Below are 22,742 nucleotides of genomic sequence, written 5' to 3' on the forward strand. Positions count from 1 at the left end.
CAAAAATAACACTTTTTTATTTCGTATAATCCTTAAACATGTAAATCCATGCTAACCTTGAAAATCTCAGATTGAAAGAAGTTAGTAAAGTAATCACAACAGCAATAATCGGAATGATTCTTAAATCGAAATTTTTCTCGAAGAAAAACTGTGCAATACAATACGTTGCAATTCCCTGAGCGACTGTTAATCCGTAGTTTACGTACATTGCCCCAAAGAAATAACCAGGTTCTTTTTGGAACTTGTAATTACAATGACTGCAGTATTCATTCATTTTTGGAAGACCGAAAGTCAAAAAAATACTTTTGTCTGTAAATACTTTTCCTTTGTGACAAATCGGACATTCGTTGCTTAAAATATGAGTTAATGCATTTGACATGACTTTGTTGTTTTTTATTTATACAAAGGTAATTCGGAGTTGGATAAAAGTCTTTTTAGTATCTTCGCTACTTATAGCACAATAAAGACATTTTTATGCAAAAATATCCCGTTTATAGTGTTCAGAATTTTAGCTGTAATGATATTCATCGCGATTTTTATGTGAATACTTTTAAAGAACATTTAAAAAGTCACAGTTTTGTCGAAGAACCGCATCGTCATGATTCGTATCTAATGGTGTTTTTTACGAAAGGTTCAGGAAAACATGAAGTAGATTTTGATCAATTCGATATAAAAAGAGGAAGTTTATTTGTGCTTCAACCTGGACAAATGCATCATTGGAGTTTATCTGAAGATATCGAAGGTTTTGTAATTATCTTTTCGCAGGAATTGTATAATTTATATTTCGGACAGAAAAAGATCAACGGTTATAATTTTTATCACTCGATTCACAACCGACCGGAAATGGTTTTTGAAGAAAAAGAAATCCCAAAAATTCTTCCTTATTTTGATTTGCTGATTCAGGAAAACAATCAGAATAATAAATTGCAATTGGATAAAATGTTGAATTTATTAGATTGTATTCACATTGAAATTTCCAGAAAATACAGTGAAACCTATTCGCATCAAACGCATTCGTATAATATTAAAATAAACAAGTTTGAATCGCTTTTAGAGGAACATTTCAGAACCGAAAAACTGCCCTCATTCTATGCAGAAAAACTAAATATCACGCTAAAACATTTAAATAGAATCTGCAATGAAATCCTCCAAAAAACCGCCACAGAAGTTATCACAGATCGTGTAATCCTGGAAATAAAAAGAATGTTGATCGACAAACAATTAGCTGTAAATGAAGTAGCTTTCAAAGTAGGTTACGAAGATTATTCCTATTTCTCCAGATTCTTCAAAAAACAAACAGGATTGTCGCCAACAGAATTTAGAAATACAGTGCGATAAGTTTTTTCGCCACAGATTTAAAGGATTATTTGGATTAAATCTGTGAAATCCTTTTAATCTGTGGCAAAAGAAAAAAAATAATTCGTGAATTGCTTCGCCTGTTCGCTATCGCTCGGGTCGTGGCTAACAAAAAAAGCCTGCACTTCCTTAAAAAGTGCAGGCTTTTTAACCAACCAAATTAAAACCTATTATAAAGTATTAAGCTTGTTTTACAAATTGTAATTCAATGTTTAATTTTACTTCTTCTCCAACTAAAACACCTCCAGTTTCAAGAGCTGAGTTCCAGTTTAACCCCCAATCTTTACGATTGATTTTTCCTTCGATGCTTAAACCAATTTTTGTATTTCCCCAAGGATCAGTTAAGATTCCGCTATATTCTACTGGGAATTTTACTTCTTTTGAAACACCTTTGATAGTCAAATCTCCAGTTAATTCATAATCTCCAGCATCAATTTTTTTGAAAGATGAAGCTTTGAAAGTCAATTTTGGATTATTTTCAACGTCAAAGAAATCAGCACTTCTTAAATGTCCGTCTCTATCTGCGTTTGCAGTGTCGATTGAAGCAATATCACCAGAAAACTGGATATCTGCATTTTCGAAGTCATCTCCTTCTGTAGTAATTGTAGCATCATAAGTTCCAAATTTTCCTGAAACATTTGTAAACATCATGTGTTTAACTTTGAAACCAATTTCTGAATGTGTTGGGTCAATTGACCATTTTGTAGTTGCCATAATTTTATTTTTTAAATAATTAATTTATTTGTTTCATTTTGATAGGACAAAGTTACGGTGGTGGTAAGCGTAACGCACTTAACCTAGATTAAGAAATAAAAAAGACCTAACAGGTTTTTAAAACCTCTTAGGTCTCTCTTGAGAATATAAAAATTTATTTAATATTGTTTTCACTATTTAAATAAAAACTCAACGCTCCCGAAGGACATTTATGAATTGTCTCTATAATTTTATCTGTAGTCGAAGCTTCCGGTAAAATCCATGGTTTTTCTTTTGGATGAAAAACATCCGGATTATTTTTTACACAATTGGCCGAATGTATGCATTTTCCGGATTGCCAAACAATCGTTACTTCGCCGTTTGTGTATTCTTTAGTTAGGTTATTTGGATTCATGATTGAAAATTTTAAATAGTTAGTTTTAAGTAAATTAAGACCAATTTTCATCTAATAAAATTACGGTTTCTTTTTTAGTTTTGATGAAATTAGAGCAAAAAAAGAAACGATAATAAGCTGAAAACCAACTTAAATATCGTTTCTGAAAAAAAATATTAATTGTAATCTTTGAATTAGTAATTCATTGGAATATCCATCAATAAAAATTCAGCATCTGTATTGGCTTTAATAGTTAAAGCATCAACTCCTGAAATTCCAACCGCATCACGAGAGTTTAATTCCTGACCGTTGATCGTAACATTTCCTTTTAAAACGAAAGCGTAAACCCCGTTTCCTTCTTTTTTGATTTTGTATTCTGTAGCGATTCCGGCATCAAAATTCCCCATATTGAACCAGGCATCTTGGTGAATCCAAACGCCTTGATCATCTGCATTTGGAGATAAAATTTGAGCCAATTTATTATGTCTGTCAGCAACATCTAAAGTAATTTGTTGGTAACGTGGCGTAACGTTTCTTTTGTTTGGAAACAACCAGATTTGTAACAATTTAGTCTGTTGATCTGCATTTGGATTAAACTCACTGTGCTGAACTCCAGTTCCGGCGCTCATCACCTGAATATCACCATTTTTGATGATTTCAGTATTTCCCATGCTGTCTTTATGAGCCAAATCACCTTCAAGAGGAATCGTAATAATTTCCATGTTATCGTGAGGATGCGTTCCAAAACCCATTCCACCAGCAATTGTATCATCATTCAAAACACGAAGCGCTCCAAATTGAATTCTATCCGGATTGTACCAGCTCGCAAAGCTAAAGCTATGATAAGCGTTTAGCCAACCGTGATTTGCGTTTCCTCTTGTTTCTGCTTTGTGCAATACTATATTTTCCATGATTTTGTCCTTTTGTTAATTTATGGTACAAAGATACGGTCGATGTGAAGGAAAAGCACTTAATCTAGGTTAAGAAAGATTCTAAGGTTCTAAGTTGCTGAGATGCTAAGCTTTTTCTGGAGCAGAAATATAGTTTTCAAAAGACGTCTAGTCCCGCTATCCGTTTCAATCTTTTGTGTCTCGCTAAAGAAACGAGACACAAAAGGATTTCCACTTCTATCGGGGCTATGCGAGAAGTTTTAGTTTTCAGAAGTTGAATAGATGTAAAGGGAAAACGTTCCGAAGGAACAAAACATATTGTAGGGATGGATTTTAATCCATTCTTCACAAGTAGGTCAACAAAGATTGGTGATTATAGGGTTGGAATTTCTAGTGTGATTTCTCCTTCGTACAAGATTGCGTGAGTAATTAAAAACCGAATTATTTAATCCTAATCAATTTCCCTTTTCCAGTTACTACATCAAGGTAATTAGAAACAGGACTTTGTTTATCATGCATAAAAAAATCAATAGTATCTTTTGCAATTTGATCTTTCGGAATACTTATAATTAAATCTCGATTAATGAAATGATCCAATACTATTACATTACCATAAGAAATTTTTCCTTTTGGCAAATACTTGTTATCAAAAACAAAAACGCTATCCTTAAAAGTAATTTTATCTTTTTGGATATAAGAATTGTCGTCTTCAATCAAATAATTGTAACGGCCAGTAAGTTTGTCCGTTTTTTGGTTGAAGTTGATGAAAAACAAGGTTATTAATAAGGCAAAATATTTCATAATGGTTTAACTATATTGATTTATAAACTGCTGAACAACTGCATCCGTATTCTCATGGCGTTTCTCTCTCTCCAAAACAGTCGGCGGAGCACTTCTTTCCAAACAATCTTTTACGGAACAAGTCTCACAAGTTACACCAACAATTCTTTTGACCAAAGGTTTTCCATCAATGAATTTAAATTTCTTTTTCATTGTCGGATTAATCAAAATACCAACAGAAATACTGCGGATATAATTCTCTGCAAAAGGATCTTTTGTAGCCGATGAAAATACTAAATATTCGTTTCCGCTATTCGCATAACTCGATATTTGTGCGTCAAAGAAATGAGATTTATTTTGTTTGATGGCTTCGTCAATCGTTTTAACCGAAACCCATCTTCTGCAATAATGTTCGTTGGTTTCGTTAGCATGTGGTTCTTGCTGATGTGTAATGTGCAATTCTTTATTTATCTGATAAAAATCGGAGCCTATTTTATGTGATAATCTTAAAAAGAATAAGTTTTTCAGCTGAAAATCTTTCGGTAATAAATTGGTCAATCTTTGGTAAAAAGATTCAGGTGAAACTTCAAAACTTTCTATTAATTGAACAAATTCTTCCGGTTTTGGTTTTTCATTTTCCAAAAAAGAATTGATTTTATCTACAACTAATTTTCTTGGCAACAATAAAGCGCCAGCAAAATAAGAAGCGTAAAAATTATTCAAAACCTGATCGAAATTTTCAAACTTAATCCAACTGAAAGTCAGTAAACGATCGGAAATTTTTAAATAATTATAAGCAATTTCTTTAGCTAAAATAAAAGCTTTCTGCGGCGCGTCGAGTTCGGTTGAAAGTAATAAGGTTTTGCTTTTCGGAACATAAATCGAACGCAAATCGCCCAAAGCTTCCTGATCTGCAAAAGCAATTTCTTTGATATTGTATTCGTATTCTTCTTTTAAAATTGCTTCTAATTCTTCAATACTAATTTTAGAATCCAGATTAATCTGAAACGACTTCGAAAACGAAATTACCTTTTCTTCTAAATCTTCAAAGTAATTACTGTGCGCTTCCTGATACGAACGTAAAGCGGCTAAAAAGAAACTTTCACGGCTTAAATTATAATGCTGTGCAATTTCGATAATAGTACTAATAAACGCATTGACTTTTGCCGGAGCATTCGCAATAATATCAATTAAATCCGCTTCCTGAATTCCAAAAAGCTCTAGCGGAATCTCTTTTAAAATTCCGGATTTTAAGATTTCGCCAATGGGAGCGAGATTGTTGTCGAGTTTTAAAGATACCATTTGGTCGTAAGTCACATCCAAATGTTCGCATAAAAGAAGGATTTTATCAGTTTTTGGATATTTTTTTCCCTTTTCAATCTCGTTTAAATACGATTTTGAAAGATTAGTCAATTTGGCCAAGCCAAAAAGTGACAGATTTTTTTGCGTTCTGACTTGCTTCAATTTTAGTCCGAAGATCAGCTTTATATAGTCTTTTTCGATATCCATGAACCAAATATAGTTATTCTAAAAATAATCGCCAAAAAATTATTTTTTATTTTTAGCGAACGTTCGCTTGTTTTGTAAAAAACTTTTTTATAATATTGTCATGTAGAAATTATTAAAAATCAAAATGTTACGATTTTGATATTCTGAAATGAATAGACGATCAATAAACAATGAGATTTTTTTATAATAAAAAAATAAAACCACAGCTATGAAAAACCAATTAGAAATTACCGAAACGGCAATGGAATTTTTAGCCGAAAAGAGGCTTCGTTATCCAAAAATCTGGACAGAAGAAGCGATTGTTTATATAATCGAATTGCATAGAAAATTCGAATCACAGCGAAAACTATTGCTTTTGCAGCGCGAACAAAAACAAGTCACTTTTGATCAGGGAATCCTGCCGGTTTTTATTCCAGAAACTAAAAGTGTAAGAGAAGGCAATTGGACAGCTGGCGAAATTCCGAAAGATTTATTAGACCGAAGAGTTGAAATCACCGGGCCAGTTGATCGCAAAATGATAATCAACGCTTTGAATTCGGGAGCAAAAACCTTCATGGCCGATTTTGAAGATAGCACTTCGCCAACCTGGCAAAATCTTATGGATGGTCAAGTAAATTTAATCGATGCGGTAAACAAAACAATCACTTATACCGATTTGGTAAAACAGAAATCCTATCATTTAAATGAAAAAATTGCCACGCTAATTGTACGCCCAAGAGGTTTGCATTTGCCAGAAAAACACATTTTAATTGAAGGAAAAGAAGTTTCGGGTTCTTTGATAGATTTTGGTTTGTATGTTTTTCATAATCATAAACGACTTTTAGAAAACAATTCGGGACCGTATTTCTACATTCCGAAATTAGAACATTATCTGGAAGCGCGCTGGTGGAATAATGTAATTGATTTTACCGAGGATTACTTGAAACTGAAACGCGGAACGATAAAAGTGACGGTTTTAATTGAAACCATTACCGCAAGTTTTCAATTAGATGAAATCATTTACGAATTGAAAGAACATATCGTAGGCTTGAATTGCGGGCGTTGGGATTATATTTTCTCATACATCAAAAAGTTTAGAAAAAATCCAAAATTCATCGTTCCCGATCGCGATCAGGTAAATATGACTTCGCCTTTTATGAATGCCTATTCAAATTTGGTTATTCAAAGATGTCACAAAAGAGGAATTCATGCGATTGGCGGAATGGCCGCTCAAATTCCGATTCGAAATAATGAGGAAGCCAATGCTCTAGCTTTCGCAAAAGTAAAAACCGATAAAGAACGTGAAGTTAGAAACGGTCACGACGGAACGTGGGTAGCGCATCCGGATTTGGTTGCATTGGCAAAAGAGATTTTTGATAAAGGAATGCCAACGCCAAATCAAATTCACATAAAAAGAGAACATCGAAAAATTACAGAAGCTGATTTGATTGAACCACCAATTGGAATCATTACTGAAAACGGTGTTCGAAAAAATATTAACGTAGGAGTTTTATATCTGGCTTCCTGGCTAAACGGACAAGGTGCGGCAGCATTGCATAATTTGATGGAAGATGCTGCAACGGCCGAAATTTCGAGATCGCAATTGTGGCAATGGCTTCAAAATAAAGTGGTTTTGGATAATGGCAAAAAATTAGATCTGGCTTATTATCACGAATTGGCTTTAGATGAATTCAGAAAAATCAAAGAAGAATTAGGAGAAGAAAATCACGAAAAACAACAATTTCCATTAGCTGAAAAAGTATTGGAAAGATTAGTTGTAAATACTGAGTTTGTTGATTTCTTGACAATTCCGTGTTACAAATATTTATAAGAAAAAAATCCGCTTAATCTGTGAAATCTGCGGGCGAATAATTTTTTCACGCAGATTTAGCAGATCAGGCAGATAGAATGAGAATGAAAAGATTTACGCAGATCTTCTTAAAACTATTTAAGTCCGGTTAAAACTGATTACTGATAACTGAGACTGCAAACTATAAACTTTACTAACCACTTTAACTTTAACTATTTATGAAAACAACAGAAGACAGAATTCAGGAATTGATTAACGATTGGATCACGAACCCGAGATGGAAAGGTGTTGAGCGCCCTTACACTGCTAGTGAAGTAGTTGAACTTCAGGGTTCTTATCATATTGAGCACTCTATCGCCAAAATGGGAGCGCAAAAATTATGGAGAAAGTTAAAAAGTCAGGATTATGTAGCTGGTTTGGGAGCGTTGACTGGAAATCAGGCGATTCAGGAAGTCGATGCGGGTTTAGAAGCGATTTATTTAAGCGGATGGCAGGTTGCTGCTGATGCAAATTTGGCGGGAGAAATGTATCCGGATCAATCACTTTATCCTGTAAACAGCGTTCCGATGGTGGTAAAAAAAATTAATAATGCGTTGTTACGTGCTGATCAGATTCAGACTGTAAATAAAATTGAAGATAAAAAAGATTATTTGGTGCCAATTGTAGCTGACGCCGAAGCAGGTTTTGGTGGTAACTTAAATGCTTTTGAATTAATGAAGTCTATGATTGAAGCTGGAGCTTCAGGAGTTCATTTTGAAGATCAGTTGAGTTCTGCTAAAAAATGCGGACACTTGGGCGGAAAGGTTTTGGTTCCGACTCAGGAAGCAATCAATAAATTAATTGCGGCGCGTTTAGCTGCAGATGTTATGGGTGTTTCGACTTTAATCGTTGCCAGAACAGATGCAGAAGCAGCTAATTTATTAACAAGTGACGCAGATCCAAGAGACAGGAAATTTTTAACTGGTGAAAAAACGGCTGAAGGTTTTTTCTATGTAAAAAACGGAATCGAGCAAGGAATTGCAAGAGGTTTGAGCTATGCGCCTTACGCCGATTTAATTTGGATGGAAACCAGTAATCCGGATTTAGAATTTGCAAGAAAGTTTGCAACGGCTATGAAAAAAGAATTCCCGGATAAAATGCTGGCTTACAATTGTTCTCCGTCTTTTAATTGGGCGGCAAAATTAACAGTTGCAGAAATGGAAACGTTCAGAGAAGATTTAGCGGCAATGGGTTATAAATTCCAATTCATCACTTTGGCGGGATTCCATGCTTTGAATACAAGTATGTTTGAATTGTCAAAAGCGTATAAAGAACGCGGAATGGCAGGATATTCTGAATTGCAGGAACGCGAATTCGCTTTACAGAAAAACGGATTCAGAGCGGTAAAACATCAGGCTTTTGTGGGAACTTCTTATTTTGATGCGGTTCAAAATACAGTAATGATAGGAAGATCTTCAATAACAGCAATGAAACATTCTACTGAGGTTGAGCAATTTTAAGCTTTTTCCGCCACGAATTCACAAATTATTTTTTGATAATCATTGAGGATAAAAATTCGTGAATTCGTGGCGGAAAACTTTACTTTTTCAAAAGCCTTGCTTTCATTTTGCTGAAGAATTCTGGTGTTACACCAATGAAAGAAGCGATTTGTTTTTGAGGAACTTTGTGTACCAATGTTCCATATTTTTTTGTGAATTTTTCAAATCGTTCTTCGGCAGGTAAACTCAAATTGTCCATTAATCGTTGTTGATTAGCAACTAACGAATTCTCAATTAAAATTCTAAAAAAGCGTTCCAGTTTTGGAATTTCAAGATACAATTGTTCTTGGCTTTCTTTGGATAGAGAAACTACTTCGGCTTCTTCCAGAACTTCAATAAAAAGCTGTCCAGGTTTTTCTGAAAAATAGCTGTACATATCGCTTATCCACCAACCTTCGCAAGCAAAAGATAAAACATGTTCAACAATATTATCGTTGATATTGAAACTTCTTAAAATTCCGGAATTAACGAAATAAGAATGTTTACAGACTTCGCCAGCATTTAATAAAACCGTTTTGGCTTTATAAGTATGCGTTTCTAGTTTAGATAAAAAAATAGCTTGTTCCTCTGGTGTTAGAGAAACGTGTTTGGCAATATTTTCAAGGATTAATGCCATTATTTTTTCTCCTCTATTAAGGTAAAAGAAGTTGCCACAAAACGATCCTTTACAATTGAACCTGTAACAGAAGCTTTTCGAATCGCGTTGCAAAAACCATCTTTTGCGTGTGCATCGCCATGTTGATCAATTTTTGTGCCGTCAACGAAATACGATTTTCCGTCAATACGAACGGCTAAATCACAGCTTTTACCTTTCATTCCAAATTGACATTCTCCACAAGAAGCTTCTACAATTGTTGGTTGGTCAATTACTTTTTTAGACTGAGCCTGAGCTGCTATTCCGATAAACAGGAAAAGCGCGAATATAAGTTTTTTCATTTTTTAAGAATTTACAGTTATTAATTTTGCGGTTTCTTTGGCGCGTTCTGTTACTTCATTTATTGGAGTTGAAAGTGTATCATGACTTAAAACAACTCCCATTCGGCGATACGGTCTTGAAGTTGGTTTTCCAAAAATTCTGAAATCGGTTTTTGGTAAAGCGGCTACTTTTTCGATTCCGGTAAAAGTTGGATTCGTTGAATCTTCTGATGCTAAAATTACGGCACTTGCGCCAGCTTTTTCCAAAGTAATTTCGAAAATAGGAAGGCTTAAAATGGCTCTTAAATGCAATTCGAATTCGTTGAAATTCTGCGTTCCCGCCAACGTTACCATTCCGGTATCATGCGGACGAGGAGAAAGTTCAGAGAAATAAACACCTTCTTTTGTTAGGAAAAATTCAACGCCAAAAAGTCCAGCACCGCCAAGAGCTTCGGTAATTTTTTCGGCCATATCCTGCGCTTCATATAAGTCTTTTTCTGAAACCAAAGCCGGTTGCCAGCTTTCTTGATAATCGCCGCGTTCTTGCCTGTGGCCAATTGGAGCGCAAAACAAAGTTGGATTGTTATTTTGAGTAATCGTTAAAAGTGTGATTTCTGAATCAAAATTGACAAAAGCTTCCACAATAACTTCGATAACATCGCCACGCGAACCTGCAACGGCATATTGCCAGGCTTTTTCGATATCACTTTCTGTTTTGATTGTAGATTGTCCTTTTCCTGATGAAGACATTAAAGGTTTTACTACGCACGGAATTCCAACTTCCTGAACGGCTTTTTGCAGTTCTTCGGCTGAAGTTGCGTATTGATATTTAGCAGTTCTTAGTCCAAGTTCTTTCGAGGCTAAATCACGGATTGCTTTACGATTCATGGTAAAGTTTGCCGCTTTCGCTGAAGGAACAACAGTAATTCCTTGTTTTTCGTAATCGTAAAAACGTTCAGTGCGAATGGCTTCTATTTCAGGAACTATAAAATCGGGTTTATGTTTGGCTACAATTCGGTCAAGTGCTTCACCATCTAGCATATTGATGACTTCAAAACCGTGTGCAACTTGCATAGCTGGTGCATTTTCGTAACTGTCAACTGCTATTATGGTTTGTCCAATTCGTTGTGCGGCAATGACAAATTCTTTGCCTAATTCGCCTGAACCTAGGAGTAGTATTTTCATTTTGGAATGTTGTATTGTTTGAGTAGTAAAAATAGCTAAAAATGTTTTTAACCGCAAAGTTCGCAAAGAATTACGCAAAGAGCGCTAAGTTTTTGTTTTTAAGTTAAAAATAAGGTTTTTAAGGTTTTACGCAGATTTTGGAGATTCAGCTGATTTTAATTTAACCGCAAAGTTCGCAAAGAACTACGCGAAGAACGCAAGGTTTCGTTTTTAAGTAAAAGAAAAGGTTCGCAAAGATTATTTTAAAATCTTTGCGAACCTTGCGTATTTCTTTGCGCTCTTTGCGGTTAAAAAACGTTGTGGTTAAACTTTTTTAATGAAAATGATCTTCTTCAATCTCAAATTCAGCATCTTTTTCCCAGATTTCCATTTCGCAGGGTTTGCAGTTAAATTTTAGTTTGTATTCAAGTTCACCTTGTTTCAATACTAATGGTTCTTTTACCTTAACACCTACAATGTCTTTTTGGTGAATTGGGCATTTTTTCAACTCGTATTTGATACAATATTTGGTTGTCATTACACGAGATTTTCCTGGATCCCATTGTAATTCGAATGCTTTTTCGATTTCGGTAACACCGTGACGTTCGTAGAATTTACGAGCTGTTTTGTTCGAAACATTGTACATGAAATCCAATTTGGTTTCAGGATACGGATGTGACGTTTTTACCAATTGGTGTTCTTCACGTTTGTAATTTGCCAAACGAATTTCTGATAATTGCTCGTAAACCGTTCTTCTCATTTCATTGATTTTTGAAATCGGAAGAAACCAGTTTTGAGAAAATATAATGTTGATTTCGTCAGCGCTGTAAGGTGTAAAGCCTGTTTTTGCTAATTGAACTTTAATGTTTTCTTCGATTGACTCGCCAGTTTTTGTTTGTTCTTTTGAATGTTCTAAAATAACTGTACTTACATTTCCGTCTTCGTCGGTTGCAATTAATTCAAAACCGTTTTCGTTTTCGGTAAGCAATAAAGTCGTTCCGATTTTACGGATCGCACTATCTTCTCTTTCAACAATTTTGATGAAAGCAATATCGTTGTTACGGTAAATAAAAGTTCCGTCTTTGATTTCTTTTAAAACGTTTGGATATACTTTTCCGTTTTCGGCTTTGTTTACGTAGATTCCGTCAGCTTCGTTATTTTCGTTGATGAAGCAAAGTCCGTCACCGTTGTTTAATAATTCGCCGTTTTCGATTTCGTAAGCATTTCCAACAGTTCTAATTAATTTACCAATATATTGACCTTTTGATTTTGGGCTTTCCCAAGAACCAATACTAGCGTGTCTTTCGTTTACGAAATAATCGGTATAACCACGATTGAAAGTTCTATTTAAAGTAGAATCAAAAGTATAAGTACATTTTCCAGAAGAAGCTTTCGTGTATTTGTCGCTTCCTTCTAAATAACTGTCTAATTTCTGACGAAGATAAGATACGTTGTTTTTTACGTAAGCTACATCTTTTAATCTTCCTTCGATTTTAAAAGAAACGATTCCGGCTTCGATCAAATTTGGGATTTGATCTGAAACATCTAAATCTTTTATCGAAAGTAAGTGACTGTTTTTGATTAAAGTTTCTCCGTTTCCGTCAATTAAATTATAAGGTAAACGGCAGTTTTGCGCGCAAGAACCGCGGTTCGCGCTGCGTTCTCCGTTTGCCACACTCATATAACAGTTTCCACTGAAAGAAACGCATAAAGCTCCGGTTACGAAAAATTCTAATTCAACATCAGCTTCGTCGTAAATCGTTTTTATTTGATGCAGGTTTAATTCGCGCGCCAAAACGACACGTTTGATTCCGGCATCTTTAAGGAATTTAATTTTATCGGCATCACGATTATTGGCTTGCGTGCTTGCGTGAAGTACTATAGGAGGAAGCTCCATTTCCATAATCGCCATATCCTGAATAATCAAGGCATCAACACCAATGTCGTATAATTCCCAAATCATTGCGCGACAAGTTTCTAATTCGTTGTCGTACAAAATGGTATTCATAACCACAAAAACCTGTGCGTTAAATAAGTGTGCGTATTTTACAAGTTCAGCAACATCTTCGATTGAGTTGTTGGCATTAGAACGTGCACCAAATTGTGGTGCACCAATATATACAGCATCGGCACCACTATTTATGGCTGCGATTCCTCCAATTAAATCTCTAGCAGGAGCTAATATTTCGATTTTCTTCTTCATTTCTAAAACTTTAGACTTTTGTGGTATTCCCGAAAAAAAGTGTGCAAAGGTCTAATAAATTATTTGAGTTTGCTAGTGATGAAGCGATTTTTTTGAAATTGTTAACTTAATATGAATGATGATAAACGAAAAATATAAACTTAATATTAATCTATCGGAAAAGTATATCCAACGGCAAATACTCCCGTAGACTGTTTTGCCGCTGGATGAAAGTAACCAGAAATACCAATTTCTAGACTGTTTTTTCTGCCTATGCTAATCCAACACTAAAAGGGATATGCATTAAAATGGTGCTTTTATTGAAATTAACGTTTGGTGTAAAAGTCTCGAATTTACCTATCGATGTTCCAATACCACCTTCAATAAAAGGTGCAACCCACGGAATTGGTGCACAAAAACGAACTTTCCCTCCCATTAAAAAAGCGTTAGTTGTTACCTTATATTGAGGTTGATTTTGTACATTTTGATCTTTATCAACAGATTCAAAAATCGCACCGGCGTAAGGTCTTATGCTAAACCATGACTTGAGTCCTATAATATATTCGCCTTGAAGATAAAGACCACCTCCAATAACATCTACTTCGTCTTGACTTCCATAATCTTCTATATCATAAGAAGCACTGGATCCGTAACCTATAGATGCTTTAATGAATTTACCTGTTGTTTGTGCTTGAGAATAAGATGAAAATAATGATGCCAAAATAATAGCAACGAAATAACGTAAAGTTAAGGTCATAAAAATAGTTTTGGTTAGAAATTGGTTGCGACTAAAATAAGATTTATTTTTCAGTTTTAACAAAAAACAAAAAAACTGCCCAGTTATTTAAACTAAGCAGTTTTTCTAAAATAAAAAACTTCAATGATATTTAAAGTGCTCTCATTTTAATTTGCGATAAAGTGTTTTGAATACTGTTTAATTGTTTTGAAACAATGTAAATCTGGCTGTGTTCAAGATGGTTTTCTTCGAGTGCTGCTTTGTATTTTTCGATTGCCGTTTCTTCACCCGTAACGCAAGCGTTAATAATTGCTTTAGTGTCGCCTCCGGTAAATGATGATTTAATATCAATCCAAGTTCTATGTAAGGCTCCCAATGGTCCACCGCCAGAAGTATCTGTTGATTTACCTAGTTTGTTGATTTCGTCTTGTAGTTCTACAATAAAAAGAGCACGTTCGCGGGCGTAATCCAGAAAATCGGCTTTCATGGCTAGATTTTCTACATGTTCGGCCGCGTTTGTATATCCTAGTTTTCCGTCTTCAAGAATTGAAATTAATCCATTTAAGGTTTTTACGGTTTCATCTGTGTTTACATCTGTATTTGTCATGACTAATAGTTTTTTAATTAATACATTACAAAGTTGACGATTTCTAAAACGTTATGTTTTACAGGATTATAGCTGCCGTTTTATATTATTGTAGAATGGGAATTTTGAAAGTGTTTTTTTTTGCTCTCGCAGATTTGGCAGATTTTTTAGATTTTTTTCTTTTGAAAATGAATTTTCTCGTTTACCGTTTTGCGTGAGGGATAGCAGTGGAAAGCCCACAGCCTGACGAAGGAAGTGCGAGGACTTGTAGCGGATAGCCCGACCCGGAGGGACACGCCCAAATTAAGTATATAAAAAAACAGCTTAAAGTATAAAAGTGATGAAACTTTTGAACCTTAAGCCGTTTTAATAAAACTTATTATATTATTATGCAGTCAAAGCTTCTTTGATTCTGCGTAATGCTTCTGTTAAAATGTCGTTGCTTGTTGCGTAAGAGAAACGAATACAGTTTGGATTTCCGAAAGCGTCTCCTGTTACTGTAGCAACATTTGCCTCAGCTAAAAGATACATTGAAACATCGTTTGCATCTTTAATTTCAGTTCCTTTTAAAGTTTTTCCGAAGAAAGAAGAAACGTCTGGGAATACATAGAATGCACCTTCCGGAACGTTGATTTTTATTCCTGGAATTTCTTTCAATAATCCAACAACTAAATCTCTACGACCGTGGAAAGCCTGAACCATGTGGTTTAAAACACTTGGATCTGCATCTACAGCTGTAATTGTAGCACGTTGTGCCACAGAGTTTGCTCCAGATGTTACTTGTCCTTGAATTTTTGTACATGCTTTTGCGATAAATTCCGGTGCTCCAATATATCCAATTCTGTATCCTGTCATTGCAAATGCTTTTGCAACTCCGTTTACAGTGATTGTTCTGTCTAACATTCCAGGAATTGAACCGATGCTACAGAAAGTTCCTGAGAAATTGATGTGCTCGTAAATCTCATCGGCAACTACGTAAATATTTGGGTGTTTTTCTAGAACTTTAGCCAAAGCTGTTAATTCTTCTCTGCTGTAAACAGACCCAGATGGGTTACATGGAGAAGAGAACCACATCATTTTTGTTTTTGGTGTGATTGCAGCTTCTAATTGTTCTGGAGTGATTTTGAAATCTGTTTCAACTGAAGTTGGAACTTCAACCGGAACTCCGCCAGAAAGTTTTACGATTTCGAAATAAGAAACCCAGTAAGGTGCTGGTAAAATTACCTCGTCACCGTCGTTTAACATTACTTGCGCAATGTTGTATAAAGATTGTTTTGCTCCTGTAGAAACTACGATTTGAGTTGGTTTGTACTCTAAATTATTGTCTCTTTTGAATTTTCTGCAGATTGCTTCTCTCAATTCAAGATAACCTTCTACTGGAGAATAAGTGCTATAATTTTCGTTTACTGCTTTTATTACTGCTTCTTTAATGAAGTCTGGCGTATTGAAATCAGGCTCGCCTAAACTTAAACTGATAATGTCTTTTCCTTGTGCTTTTAATTCGCGTGCCAATGCAGCCATTGCTAATGTCTGTGAAGTAGCAAGATTGTTGATTCTGTCCGAAAGAATATGATTCATTATAAAATTTTTGATGTCCTTAATTTGATGCGCTTATTAAGGAAGGTTAATTATTAATAGATTTTTTTTAGTTTTTAAACTGATAATTCTGGCTTCATTCCTAAGTCACGCAAATGCTTGAAGTGAGCTACAATAGCGCTTCGCATTGTTTTGTATTCGTAATATGGCAGGTTGCACTCTTTTGCAGTTTCTTTTACGATTTTTGCAATTTTGCCATAATGAATGTGACTAATATGTGGAAAAATATGATGTTCGATTTGATGGTTTAATCCGCCAGTGTACCAGTTTACAATTGCATTTTTTGGAGCAAAATTAGTTGTGGTATATAATTGGTGAATAGCCCAAGTGTTGTCCATTTCGCCCAATTCATTTGGCTCTGGATTAGTAGTGTGGTCAACAACGTGTGCTAATTGAAATACAATACTTAAGATTAATCCTGTTGTATAGTGCATTACAAAAAATCCAAGAACCACTTTCCACCATGTAATTCCAATTACGATTGGCAATACAATCCAGATTGATACATAAATGATTTTTGTAATAATTAAAGTTGTCCAAAGGATTTTTGGGCTTTTTGGTTCTCCGTAAGATAATTTTCTTTTCAGATAATTACGCATTTGCTTAAAATCGGTTGTAATTGCCCAGTTGAAAGTCAGTAATCCGTATAAGAAAACCGAATAATAATGTTGAAAACGGTGAAAACTATGCCATTCAGCATGTTTTGTAAAACGGATAATTCTTCCTGCATCAAGATCTTCATCATGTCCAGGAATATTAGTGTAAGTGTGGTGCAATACATTGTGCTGAACTTGCCAATTGTAAACATTTCCAGCCAGAACATAAATAGTTCCACCCATTAATTTGTTGATCCAGCTTTTGTTTGAATAAGAACCGTGGTTCCCGTCGTGCATTACGTTCATTCCAACGCCGGCCATACCAATACCCATTACAATGGATAATAATAACATGACCCAAAACGGCATATCAAGCGTAAGGATTAAAAAATAAGGTGTCAAAAATACGGCAAAAAGAATAACGGCTTTTAAATGCAGTTTCCAATTTCCAGTTTTCTGGATATTATTTTCTTTGAAGTAATTGTTTACGCGAGAGTTAAGTGTTCTGAAAAACTTCAGATTGTCTTGTCTTGCAAATGTTGGTGCAGGGTTATTCATAATTATTTTAAATAGGTTTCAAAGGTAATTATTATAAATTCTCAATTTGCAAAATTGAGTTAAATATTTCAATCGTAAAGTAGTACTTTTGTTAAAAATTTAGAGCAATGGATGAGATATTGAAATATTTTCCTGATTTGACCGATATTCAAATCAAACAATTTCAACAATTAGACTTTTTATACCACGATTGGAATGAAAAAATCAATGTGATTTCGCGCAAAGACATTGATTCATTATATACAAAACACATCTTGCATTCGTTAGGAATTGCTAAAATCATGAAATTTGAGCCAGGAACAACGGTTTTGGATGTTGGAACAGGCGGAGGTTTTCCGGGAATTCCATTAGCGATTCTTTTTCCTGAAACTCGTTTTTATTTGATTGATGTTATCGCAAAAAAAATAAAAGTAGTTCAGGGAGTTGCCGATGCATTAGAATTGAAAAATGTAAAAGCGGAACAAAAACGTGCCGAATTGGTAAAAGGGGATTTTGATTTTATTGTGAGCCGTGCCGTAACGAACATGCCTGATTTTGTTTCCTGGATACATGATAAAATTAAGAAACAGCATAAACATATCCTCAAAAACGGAATTTTGTATTTAAAAGGTGGTGATTTGGCTGAAGAATTGAAAGATTTTCCAAATGCAACTTTATATGATTTAGCAGATCATTTTGATGATGAATTTTTTGAAACCAAAAAAGTCGTGCATTTGCCATTAAAGTTTAAACCATAAATTAAAGATTAAAAATATATAACCCGGATAGAATTAATAAAACTCTTCCGGGTTATTTTTTGAATTAATAGTGATTAAAATTAAGATGCTTTTTGTGATAAATGCAAAAACGGATTCGCTTTATGATTTAAATTCTTGATGAAATTATCCAACGCGATTTCGCAGGCTGCAGGAGTATAATGAAATTTTGAATCAAAGAAAAATTCTCGGCATATAACAGTTTCTGTAGAAGAATCATAAATGCTTTCGTCACTTTGGTCGACATCTTTAGAGTTATATGCACAAGGATAAGAGTTTAGTAAAGCTGCAACTGTCGCATTAAACCATTTGTCGAAAGACTTTTTCTTTGGGGTAATATAACGTGCAAGCAGTACTAATCCGATAAGTTCACTTTGAAGAAAATAGGAACCTTTTCTATATCTTACATCAATCATTCGCACATTCATAAGCGCAACCCATAATGGTCCGTCTACTGAACCAGAATCTGACATGTCTAGATCGGTATCAAATAGTAAAGGATCTGTTTCGTGGCTATCACGAACAGAACACCAAAGTGCTTCTATTCGTTTTTGAATATCATTTGCTGATGTCGAATAGCCAGTAAAACGCCATGAAATCCATTCCAATAAAGCTGCTGTTAATCCCATACAGGCTTTATGGCTAATTTGGGACAGTATGTTTTCTAATTCTTCATTTCCTTCTAATGGATCTAAAAACATTTCCATCTTTTTATTATTCCATTTAAAATCGATAGGGTGCCCAACACTTTTTGATTTTAAAATTATTTCCGGCAAGTTGTTTAAGTTTCTCATATGTTGTTATATAAGTTTTGATATTTTTTTAGCAAATTTATAAGGGAGCTGTTTTTTTAAATGGAATAAGAAGTTTTAAAAATGATAGAATAAGTTTTTTTGCTTTTTTATTCGGCTGATTTTTAATTAAATAAGAAAAAGATTACAAATAATATAGTGCTAAAATGTAAGTCTCATTTTTTTGCTTTCGCCAATTTAGACTCGCATATTTTAATGCAATCAAGAATGAATTTCATTCGTCACCTATTATTTTTCTTTCATGTACTTTTATTTGTTCAATCTGTATTAGAGAAATACCTTTACTACAGCACTAATATCTTTATACTTTGAAAATAACAAAAACAATATCGACTTACTGGAAAATTCAGATCATAGGATGGAGTACAGCTTCTTTGTATTGGGGATTTCAGGCTTTTTTTAGCGGAAATTTTATATGGAAAATTGGTATTGCAGATTTGATACTGGATGTTTCAATTGGTATTCTGCTGACGCATCTTTACAGGAATTTTGTTTTAAAAAAGGGATGGAATAAATTAAATCTAAAAACATTAATTCCAAAAATGATTATCGGCGTTTTACTACTTTCAGTGATATATACAGTTTTAATTGCCGGTAAATTATATCTGGTTCGTCTCTTTATTCTAAGAAGCAATTCTTTGCCATTTATACTTTTTTTTAAATCGATACAGTTGCAAATATTCATTACAGGAACGAGATTGATGTCTATTTGGGTATTGGCTTATCATCTTTATCACTATTCAAGACTTGAATTGCAAACCGTAAAAGAAAATGCCCGATTATCACTTATAATAAAAGAAACACAACTGAATAATCTGAGTGCGCAACTTAATCCGCATTTCTTTTTTAATTCCCTGAATAATATAAAATTTCTGGTTTTAGAAAATCCACATGCTGCGAGAAGAGCGATTGATCTTTTGTCTGAGTTATTGCGGAATTCTTTAACTAGCAATATTGGAAAAGTAATCCCTTTAAGTGACGAAATAAATCTGGTTAAGGATTATCTCGAATTGGAAAAAATACGTTTTGAAGATCGCTTGCAAATCAAAATTGAAATAAATGAAGATGAATTGACCCATTTAATTCTGCCTTTTAGTATTCAGACATTGGTTGAAAATGCCGTAAAACATGGAATTGAAAAAAGAAAAAACGGCGGATTTATAGCGATCAAAGTTGAGCTTGAAAACAATTTTATGAAAATTACGGTTCAAAATTCAGGCAAACTCAGCAAGGAAATAAAAGATTCAGGTATTGGGATAAAAAACCTGAAAGAGCGATTGCTGTTACAATATAATGGAAACGCTTTTTTTGAAATCAAAGAAATGGATAATGAAACAGTTTTGGCAACAATTTTAATTCCGTCAAAATGAAAAAGATAAAAGTTATAATAATAGATGACGAACGTTTATCTAGAGAAGAAATCAAACAAGCTTTAAAATCATATGAAGATTTTATTCTTATTGGTGAGGCTGAAAATGCTGATGATGCAAAGGATTTGATCGAAACAAAAATGCCTGATTTGATTTTTTTAGATATTGAAATGCCTGAAAAGTCTGGATTCGATCTATTAGAATCTTTAAATCATGTACCAGCAGTACTTTTTATTACAGCCTATAATCAATATGCTGTACAGGCATTTGAAGTAAATGCTTTAGATTATTTAATGAAACCGATAAGAGAGGAACGTTTTTCGAAAGCGATCGAAAAAATAAGAAACACTTTAAGTGCAAAATCTTCTCTAAATGATTCGGCAGAACAAAACCGAAGGATTTTTATTAAAGATGGAGAAAAGCGATTTTTTATTCCGTTAGATGAAATTTATTTGATTGAATCGCTGGAAAATTACACCAGACTTTTTTTTCAGGACAAAAAAGCAATGCAAAGGCGATCTCTTCGTCAATGGGAAGAAATGTTGGATGAGAATGTCTTTTTTAGAATTAACAGAACCGAAATTGTAAACATTAAATACATCCATGATCTAAACAAAACAATTGATGGCGGACTGGAAATAAAACTAAAAACCGGAGAACTATTAAAAGTTTCAAAACGTCAATCGGTAAAATTTAAAAACAGCAACGGAATTTAATAGAACGATTATATGAAAACTACTTTAAATTTTATATTCCTTATTTTATTGATATCAAATGCATTCTCACAACAAACAAATAAAATAAAATCAGAAGATTTAAAAAGCGCTTATAATATTCAGGATAGTGTGATGATCAAGACCAGAGATGGCGCTTTTATATCGGCAATCGTGGTGCGAAAAAAAGGAATTACGATTCCAAAACCCGTTATACTTCAATTTACTATTTATGTTTCAGAAGGAAGAGATTTAAAATCTCTAAAAGCTGCTGCAGACAATGATTATGTTGGCGTAATTGCTTATTCAAGAGGAAAGCGCTTTAGTCCCAGCGAAATATTTCCTTATGAAAATGATAGTAATGATGCTTATGATGTTATTGACTGGATCAGTAAACAAGAATGGTGTGATGGAAGAGTAGGAATGTATGGCGGAAGTTATAATGGATTAACACAATGGGCAGCTTGTAAAAAAATGCATCCGGCACTTAAAACGATAGTTCCTTATGTTGCTAATAAAGCAGGAATGGGTTTGCCAATGGAAAACAATGTATTTATAAACCCAAATTACGAATGGTCATTTTACGTTGGAAATAATAAATATCTGGATACCGTCGCAGGAAATGATAGACAGCGTTTTAGAAAAATGCAGTTTAATTGGTGGGAAACAGGAGTGGCTTATAAAAAACTCGATAGTATTGATGGAATTCCGAATAGGCTTTTTCAACGATGGATTCAACATCCTTCTTTTGACGAATATTGGCAGAAAATGGGACCGTACAAAAAAGATTTCGCTCAAATAAATATTCCTATTTTGGCAATCGATGGCTATTACAATGATTCTCAGAATTCGAGTTTATATTATTTAAGAGAACTTCATAAATATAATCCTAAAGCTGATTCGTATTTAATTATAGGTCCGTATAGTCATTTTGGTGCGCAAAGAGGAGGAACTGCTGTACTGAATGATTATAAAGTTGATGCAGATGCTTTGATTAATACGAATAAAATAACCTATCAATGGTTTGATTATATTTTTAAAAATAAACCCAAACCCGAAATTTTAAAAGATAGAGTTAATTACCAAGTGATGGGAGCGAATGAATGGAGAAGTACTTCGTCTATAGATAAAATGAATAACGGCTTTCTAACATTTTATTTGAGCAATGACAAATCGGGTGATTTTTATTCATTGAATAGCAAGAAACCTGCTAAAAAAGGATATTTGCCACAAGAGGTTGATTTTGCTGATAGAGTGCACAGTAATAATTTTTATTATCCAGATCCAATTATCAATGACCAAGTTGATACAACAAACGGGTATGTTTTTATAAGCGAGCCAATAAAAGAACCTTTGCTGGTGAATGGTTCATTTTTAGGAGAAATCAAAGCGAGCATCAATAAAAAAGATATGGATATTGGCGTGACTTTGTACGAAGTAATGCCTGATGGAACTTATTTTAATTTGGCTTATTTTATTGGCCGTGCGAGTTATGCTAAAGATATTACCCAAAGAAATCTGTTGAAACCAGATACTATTGAATCGATTCTTTTTTCGAACACGCATTTGGTAAGCAAACAATTAAGTAAAGGAAGTAGATTATTAATCACATTAAATATAAATAAAAATCCGTTTTCAGAAATAAATTACGGAACCGGAAAAACAGTCACTGAAGAAAGCATTAAAGACGCAAAAGAGCCATTAAAAATAAAATGGTACAATGATAGTTTTGTGAAAATTCCAATCTGGAAATAAAAACAAAAGCCGAATCTTGAAGATTCGGCTTTTTTATAGATACAGTTTCCAACTT

At 34.0% G+C, this 22,742-nt stretch carries 22 protein-coding genes; 7 read left to right on the top strand and 15 right to left on the bottom strand.

The genetic code is table 11. From position 1 onward, the window contains the following. Window positions 1–16: 16 nt before the first annotated feature. Window positions 17–379, bottom strand: coding sequence for a DUF983 domain-containing protein (locus GQ47_RS18515; protein WP_035651659.1), 363 nt, complete (start codon window positions 377–379; stop codon window positions 17–19). A gap of 95 nt (window positions 380–474) precedes the next feature. Between GQ47_RS18515 and GQ47_RS18520 the strand changes: the two genes are divergently transcribed. Next, window positions 475–1,338: a helix-turn-helix domain-containing protein gene (locus GQ47_RS18520; RefSeq protein ID WP_035651661.1), complete on the top strand. Its 864-nt coding sequence runs from the start codon at window positions 475–477 to the stop codon at window positions 1,336–1,338. Between the two features lie 198 nt (window positions 1,339–1,536). Here GQ47_RS18520 and GQ47_RS18525 read toward each other — a convergent pair whose 3' ends face one another. From GQ47_RS18525 to GQ47_RS18545, 5 genes are all read right to left on the bottom strand, one after another. Next, window positions 1,537–2,070: a YceI family protein gene (locus GQ47_RS18525; protein WP_035651663.1), complete on the bottom strand. Its 534-nt coding sequence runs from the start codon at window positions 2,068–2,070 to the stop codon at window positions 1,537–1,539. A gap of 154 nt (window positions 2,071–2,224) precedes the next feature. Then, on the bottom strand, window positions 2,225–2,464 hold the full coding sequence (locus GQ47_RS18530; RefSeq protein ID WP_035652067.1) for a (4Fe-4S)-binding protein: 240 nt from the start codon (window positions 2,462–2,464) through the stop codon (window positions 2,225–2,227). A 173-nt stretch (window positions 2,465–2,637) separates the two neighbouring features. Then, window positions 2,638–3,354: a pirin family protein gene (locus GQ47_RS18535; RefSeq protein ID WP_035651665.1), complete on the bottom strand. Its 717-nt coding sequence runs from the start codon at window positions 3,352–3,354 to the stop codon at window positions 2,638–2,640. 420 nt (window positions 3,355–3,774) lie between these two features. Beyond that, complete coding sequence (locus tag GQ47_RS18540; protein WP_035651667.1) at window positions 3,775–4,134, bottom strand: hypothetical protein; 360 nt, start codon at window positions 4,132–4,134, stop codon at window positions 3,775–3,777. 6 nt (window positions 4,135–4,140) lie between these two features. Next, the gene (locus GQ47_RS18545; RefSeq protein WP_035651669.1) at window positions 4,141–5,622 is read right to left on the bottom strand and encodes a helix-turn-helix domain-containing protein; all 1,482 of its coding nucleotides are present in this window, start codon (window positions 5,620–5,622) and stop codon (window positions 4,141–4,143) included. Window positions 5,623–5,830: 208 nt separating this feature from the next. Here GQ47_RS18545 and aceB point away from each other — a divergent pair, with 208 nt between their 5' ends. Further along, the gene (gene aceB / locus GQ47_RS18550; protein WP_035651671.1) at window positions 5,831–7,432 is read left to right on the top strand and encodes a malate synthase A; all 1,602 of its coding nucleotides are present in this window, start codon (window positions 5,831–5,833) and stop codon (window positions 7,430–7,432) included. A 197-nt stretch (window positions 7,433–7,629) separates the two neighbouring features. Then, on the top strand, window positions 7,630–8,910 hold the full coding sequence (gene aceA, locus GQ47_RS18555; RefSeq protein ID WP_035651673.1) for an isocitrate lyase: 1,281 nt from the start codon (window positions 7,630–7,632) through the stop codon (window positions 8,908–8,910). A 79-nt stretch (window positions 8,911–8,989) separates the two neighbouring features. Here the strand turns inward: aceA and GQ47_RS18560 are convergent, their stop codons facing one another. From GQ47_RS18560 to GQ47_RS18595, 8 genes are all read right to left on the bottom strand, one after another. After that, entirely contained in the window at window positions 8,990–9,565 is a 576-nt protein-coding gene (locus GQ47_RS18560; protein ID WP_035651675.1) for a Crp/Fnr family transcriptional regulator, read from the bottom strand. Beyond that, on the bottom strand, window positions 9,565–9,885 hold the full coding sequence (locus GQ47_RS18565) for a DUF6370 family protein (protein WP_035651677.1): 321 nt from the start codon (window positions 9,883–9,885) through the stop codon (window positions 9,565–9,567). The genes GQ47_RS18560 and GQ47_RS18565 overlap by 1 nt, the downstream gene beginning before the upstream one ends. A 3-nt stretch (window positions 9,886–9,888) precedes the next feature. Further along, window positions 9,889–11,064: a formate-dependent phosphoribosylglycinamide formyltransferase gene (purT, locus tag GQ47_RS18570; RefSeq protein WP_256380884.1), complete on the bottom strand. Its 1,176-nt coding sequence runs from the start codon at window positions 11,062–11,064 to the stop codon at window positions 9,889–9,891. A 298-nt stretch (window positions 11,065–11,362) separates the two neighbouring features. After that, window positions 11,363–13,231, bottom strand: a complete 1,869-nt coding sequence (locus GQ47_RS18575; RefSeq protein ID WP_035651681.1) for a peptidase U32 family protein — start codon at window positions 13,229–13,231, stop codon at window positions 11,363–11,365. 250 nt (window positions 13,232–13,481) lie between these two features. After that, on the bottom strand, window positions 13,482–13,967 hold the full coding sequence (locus GQ47_RS18580; RefSeq protein WP_035651683.1) for a hypothetical protein: 486 nt from the start codon (window positions 13,965–13,967) through the stop codon (window positions 13,482–13,484). Window positions 13,968–14,097: 130 nt separating this feature from the next. Then, window positions 14,098–14,553 (bottom strand): ferritin-like domain-containing protein, encoded by a 456-nt coding sequence (locus GQ47_RS18585; protein ID WP_035651684.1) that lies wholly within the window; start codon window positions 14,551–14,553, stop codon window positions 14,098–14,100. A gap of 366 nt (window positions 14,554–14,919) precedes the next feature. Then, window positions 14,920–16,110 carry a pyridoxal phosphate-dependent aminotransferase gene (locus tag GQ47_RS18590; RefSeq protein ID WP_035651685.1) on the bottom strand — a complete coding sequence of 397 codons (1,191 nt, stop codon included), beginning with the start codon at window positions 16,108–16,110 and terminating at the stop codon, window positions 14,920–14,922. Between the two features lie 74 nt (window positions 16,111–16,184). Then, window positions 16,185–17,282, bottom strand: a complete 1,098-nt coding sequence (locus GQ47_RS18595; RefSeq protein ID WP_035651686.1) for a fatty acid desaturase family protein — start codon at window positions 17,280–17,282, stop codon at window positions 16,185–16,187. 107 nt (window positions 17,283–17,389) lie between these two features. Between GQ47_RS18595 and rsmG the strand changes: the two genes are divergently transcribed. Next, complete coding sequence (rsmG, locus tag GQ47_RS18600; protein WP_035651687.1) at window positions 17,390–18,019, top strand: 16S rRNA (guanine(527)-N(7))-methyltransferase RsmG; 630 nt, start codon at window positions 17,390–17,392, stop codon at window positions 18,017–18,019. An 80-nt stretch (window positions 18,020–18,099) separates the two neighbouring features. Here rsmG and GQ47_RS18605 read toward each other — a convergent pair whose 3' ends face one another. Further along, window positions 18,100–18,831 carry a hypothetical protein gene (locus tag GQ47_RS18605; protein ID WP_035651688.1) on the bottom strand — a complete coding sequence of 244 codons (732 nt, stop codon included), beginning with the start codon at window positions 18,829–18,831 and terminating at the stop codon, window positions 18,100–18,102. A gap of 326 nt (window positions 18,832–19,157) precedes the next feature. Here GQ47_RS18605 and GQ47_RS18610 point away from each other — a divergent pair, with 326 nt between their 5' ends. From GQ47_RS18610 to GQ47_RS18620, 3 genes are read left to right on the top strand one after another with little or no spacing between them, the layout of a single operon-like run. Further along, a complete protein-coding gene (locus tag GQ47_RS18610; RefSeq protein WP_035651689.1) occupies window positions 19,158–20,219 on the top strand; it encodes a sensor histidine kinase in 1,062 nt (353 codons plus the stop codon). Continuing rightward, window positions 20,216–20,935, top strand: a complete 720-nt coding sequence (locus tag GQ47_RS18615) for a LytR/AlgR family response regulator transcription factor (protein ID WP_035651690.1) — start codon at window positions 20,216–20,218, stop codon at window positions 20,933–20,935. Before GQ47_RS18610 ends, GQ47_RS18615 begins: the two co-directional genes overlap by 4 nt. Before the next feature lie 12 nt (window positions 20,936–20,947). Beyond that, window positions 20,948–22,687 carry a CocE/NonD family hydrolase gene (locus GQ47_RS18620; RefSeq protein ID WP_035651691.1) on the top strand — a complete coding sequence of 580 codons (1,740 nt, stop codon included), beginning with the start codon at window positions 20,948–20,950 and terminating at the stop codon, window positions 22,685–22,687. Window positions 22,688–22,742: the final 55 nt, after the last annotated feature.

This window comes from Flavobacterium sp. ASV13 (assembly GCF_000745775.1).
Lineage (GTDB): Bacteria > Bacteroidota > Bacteroidia > Flavobacteriales > Flavobacteriaceae > Flavobacterium.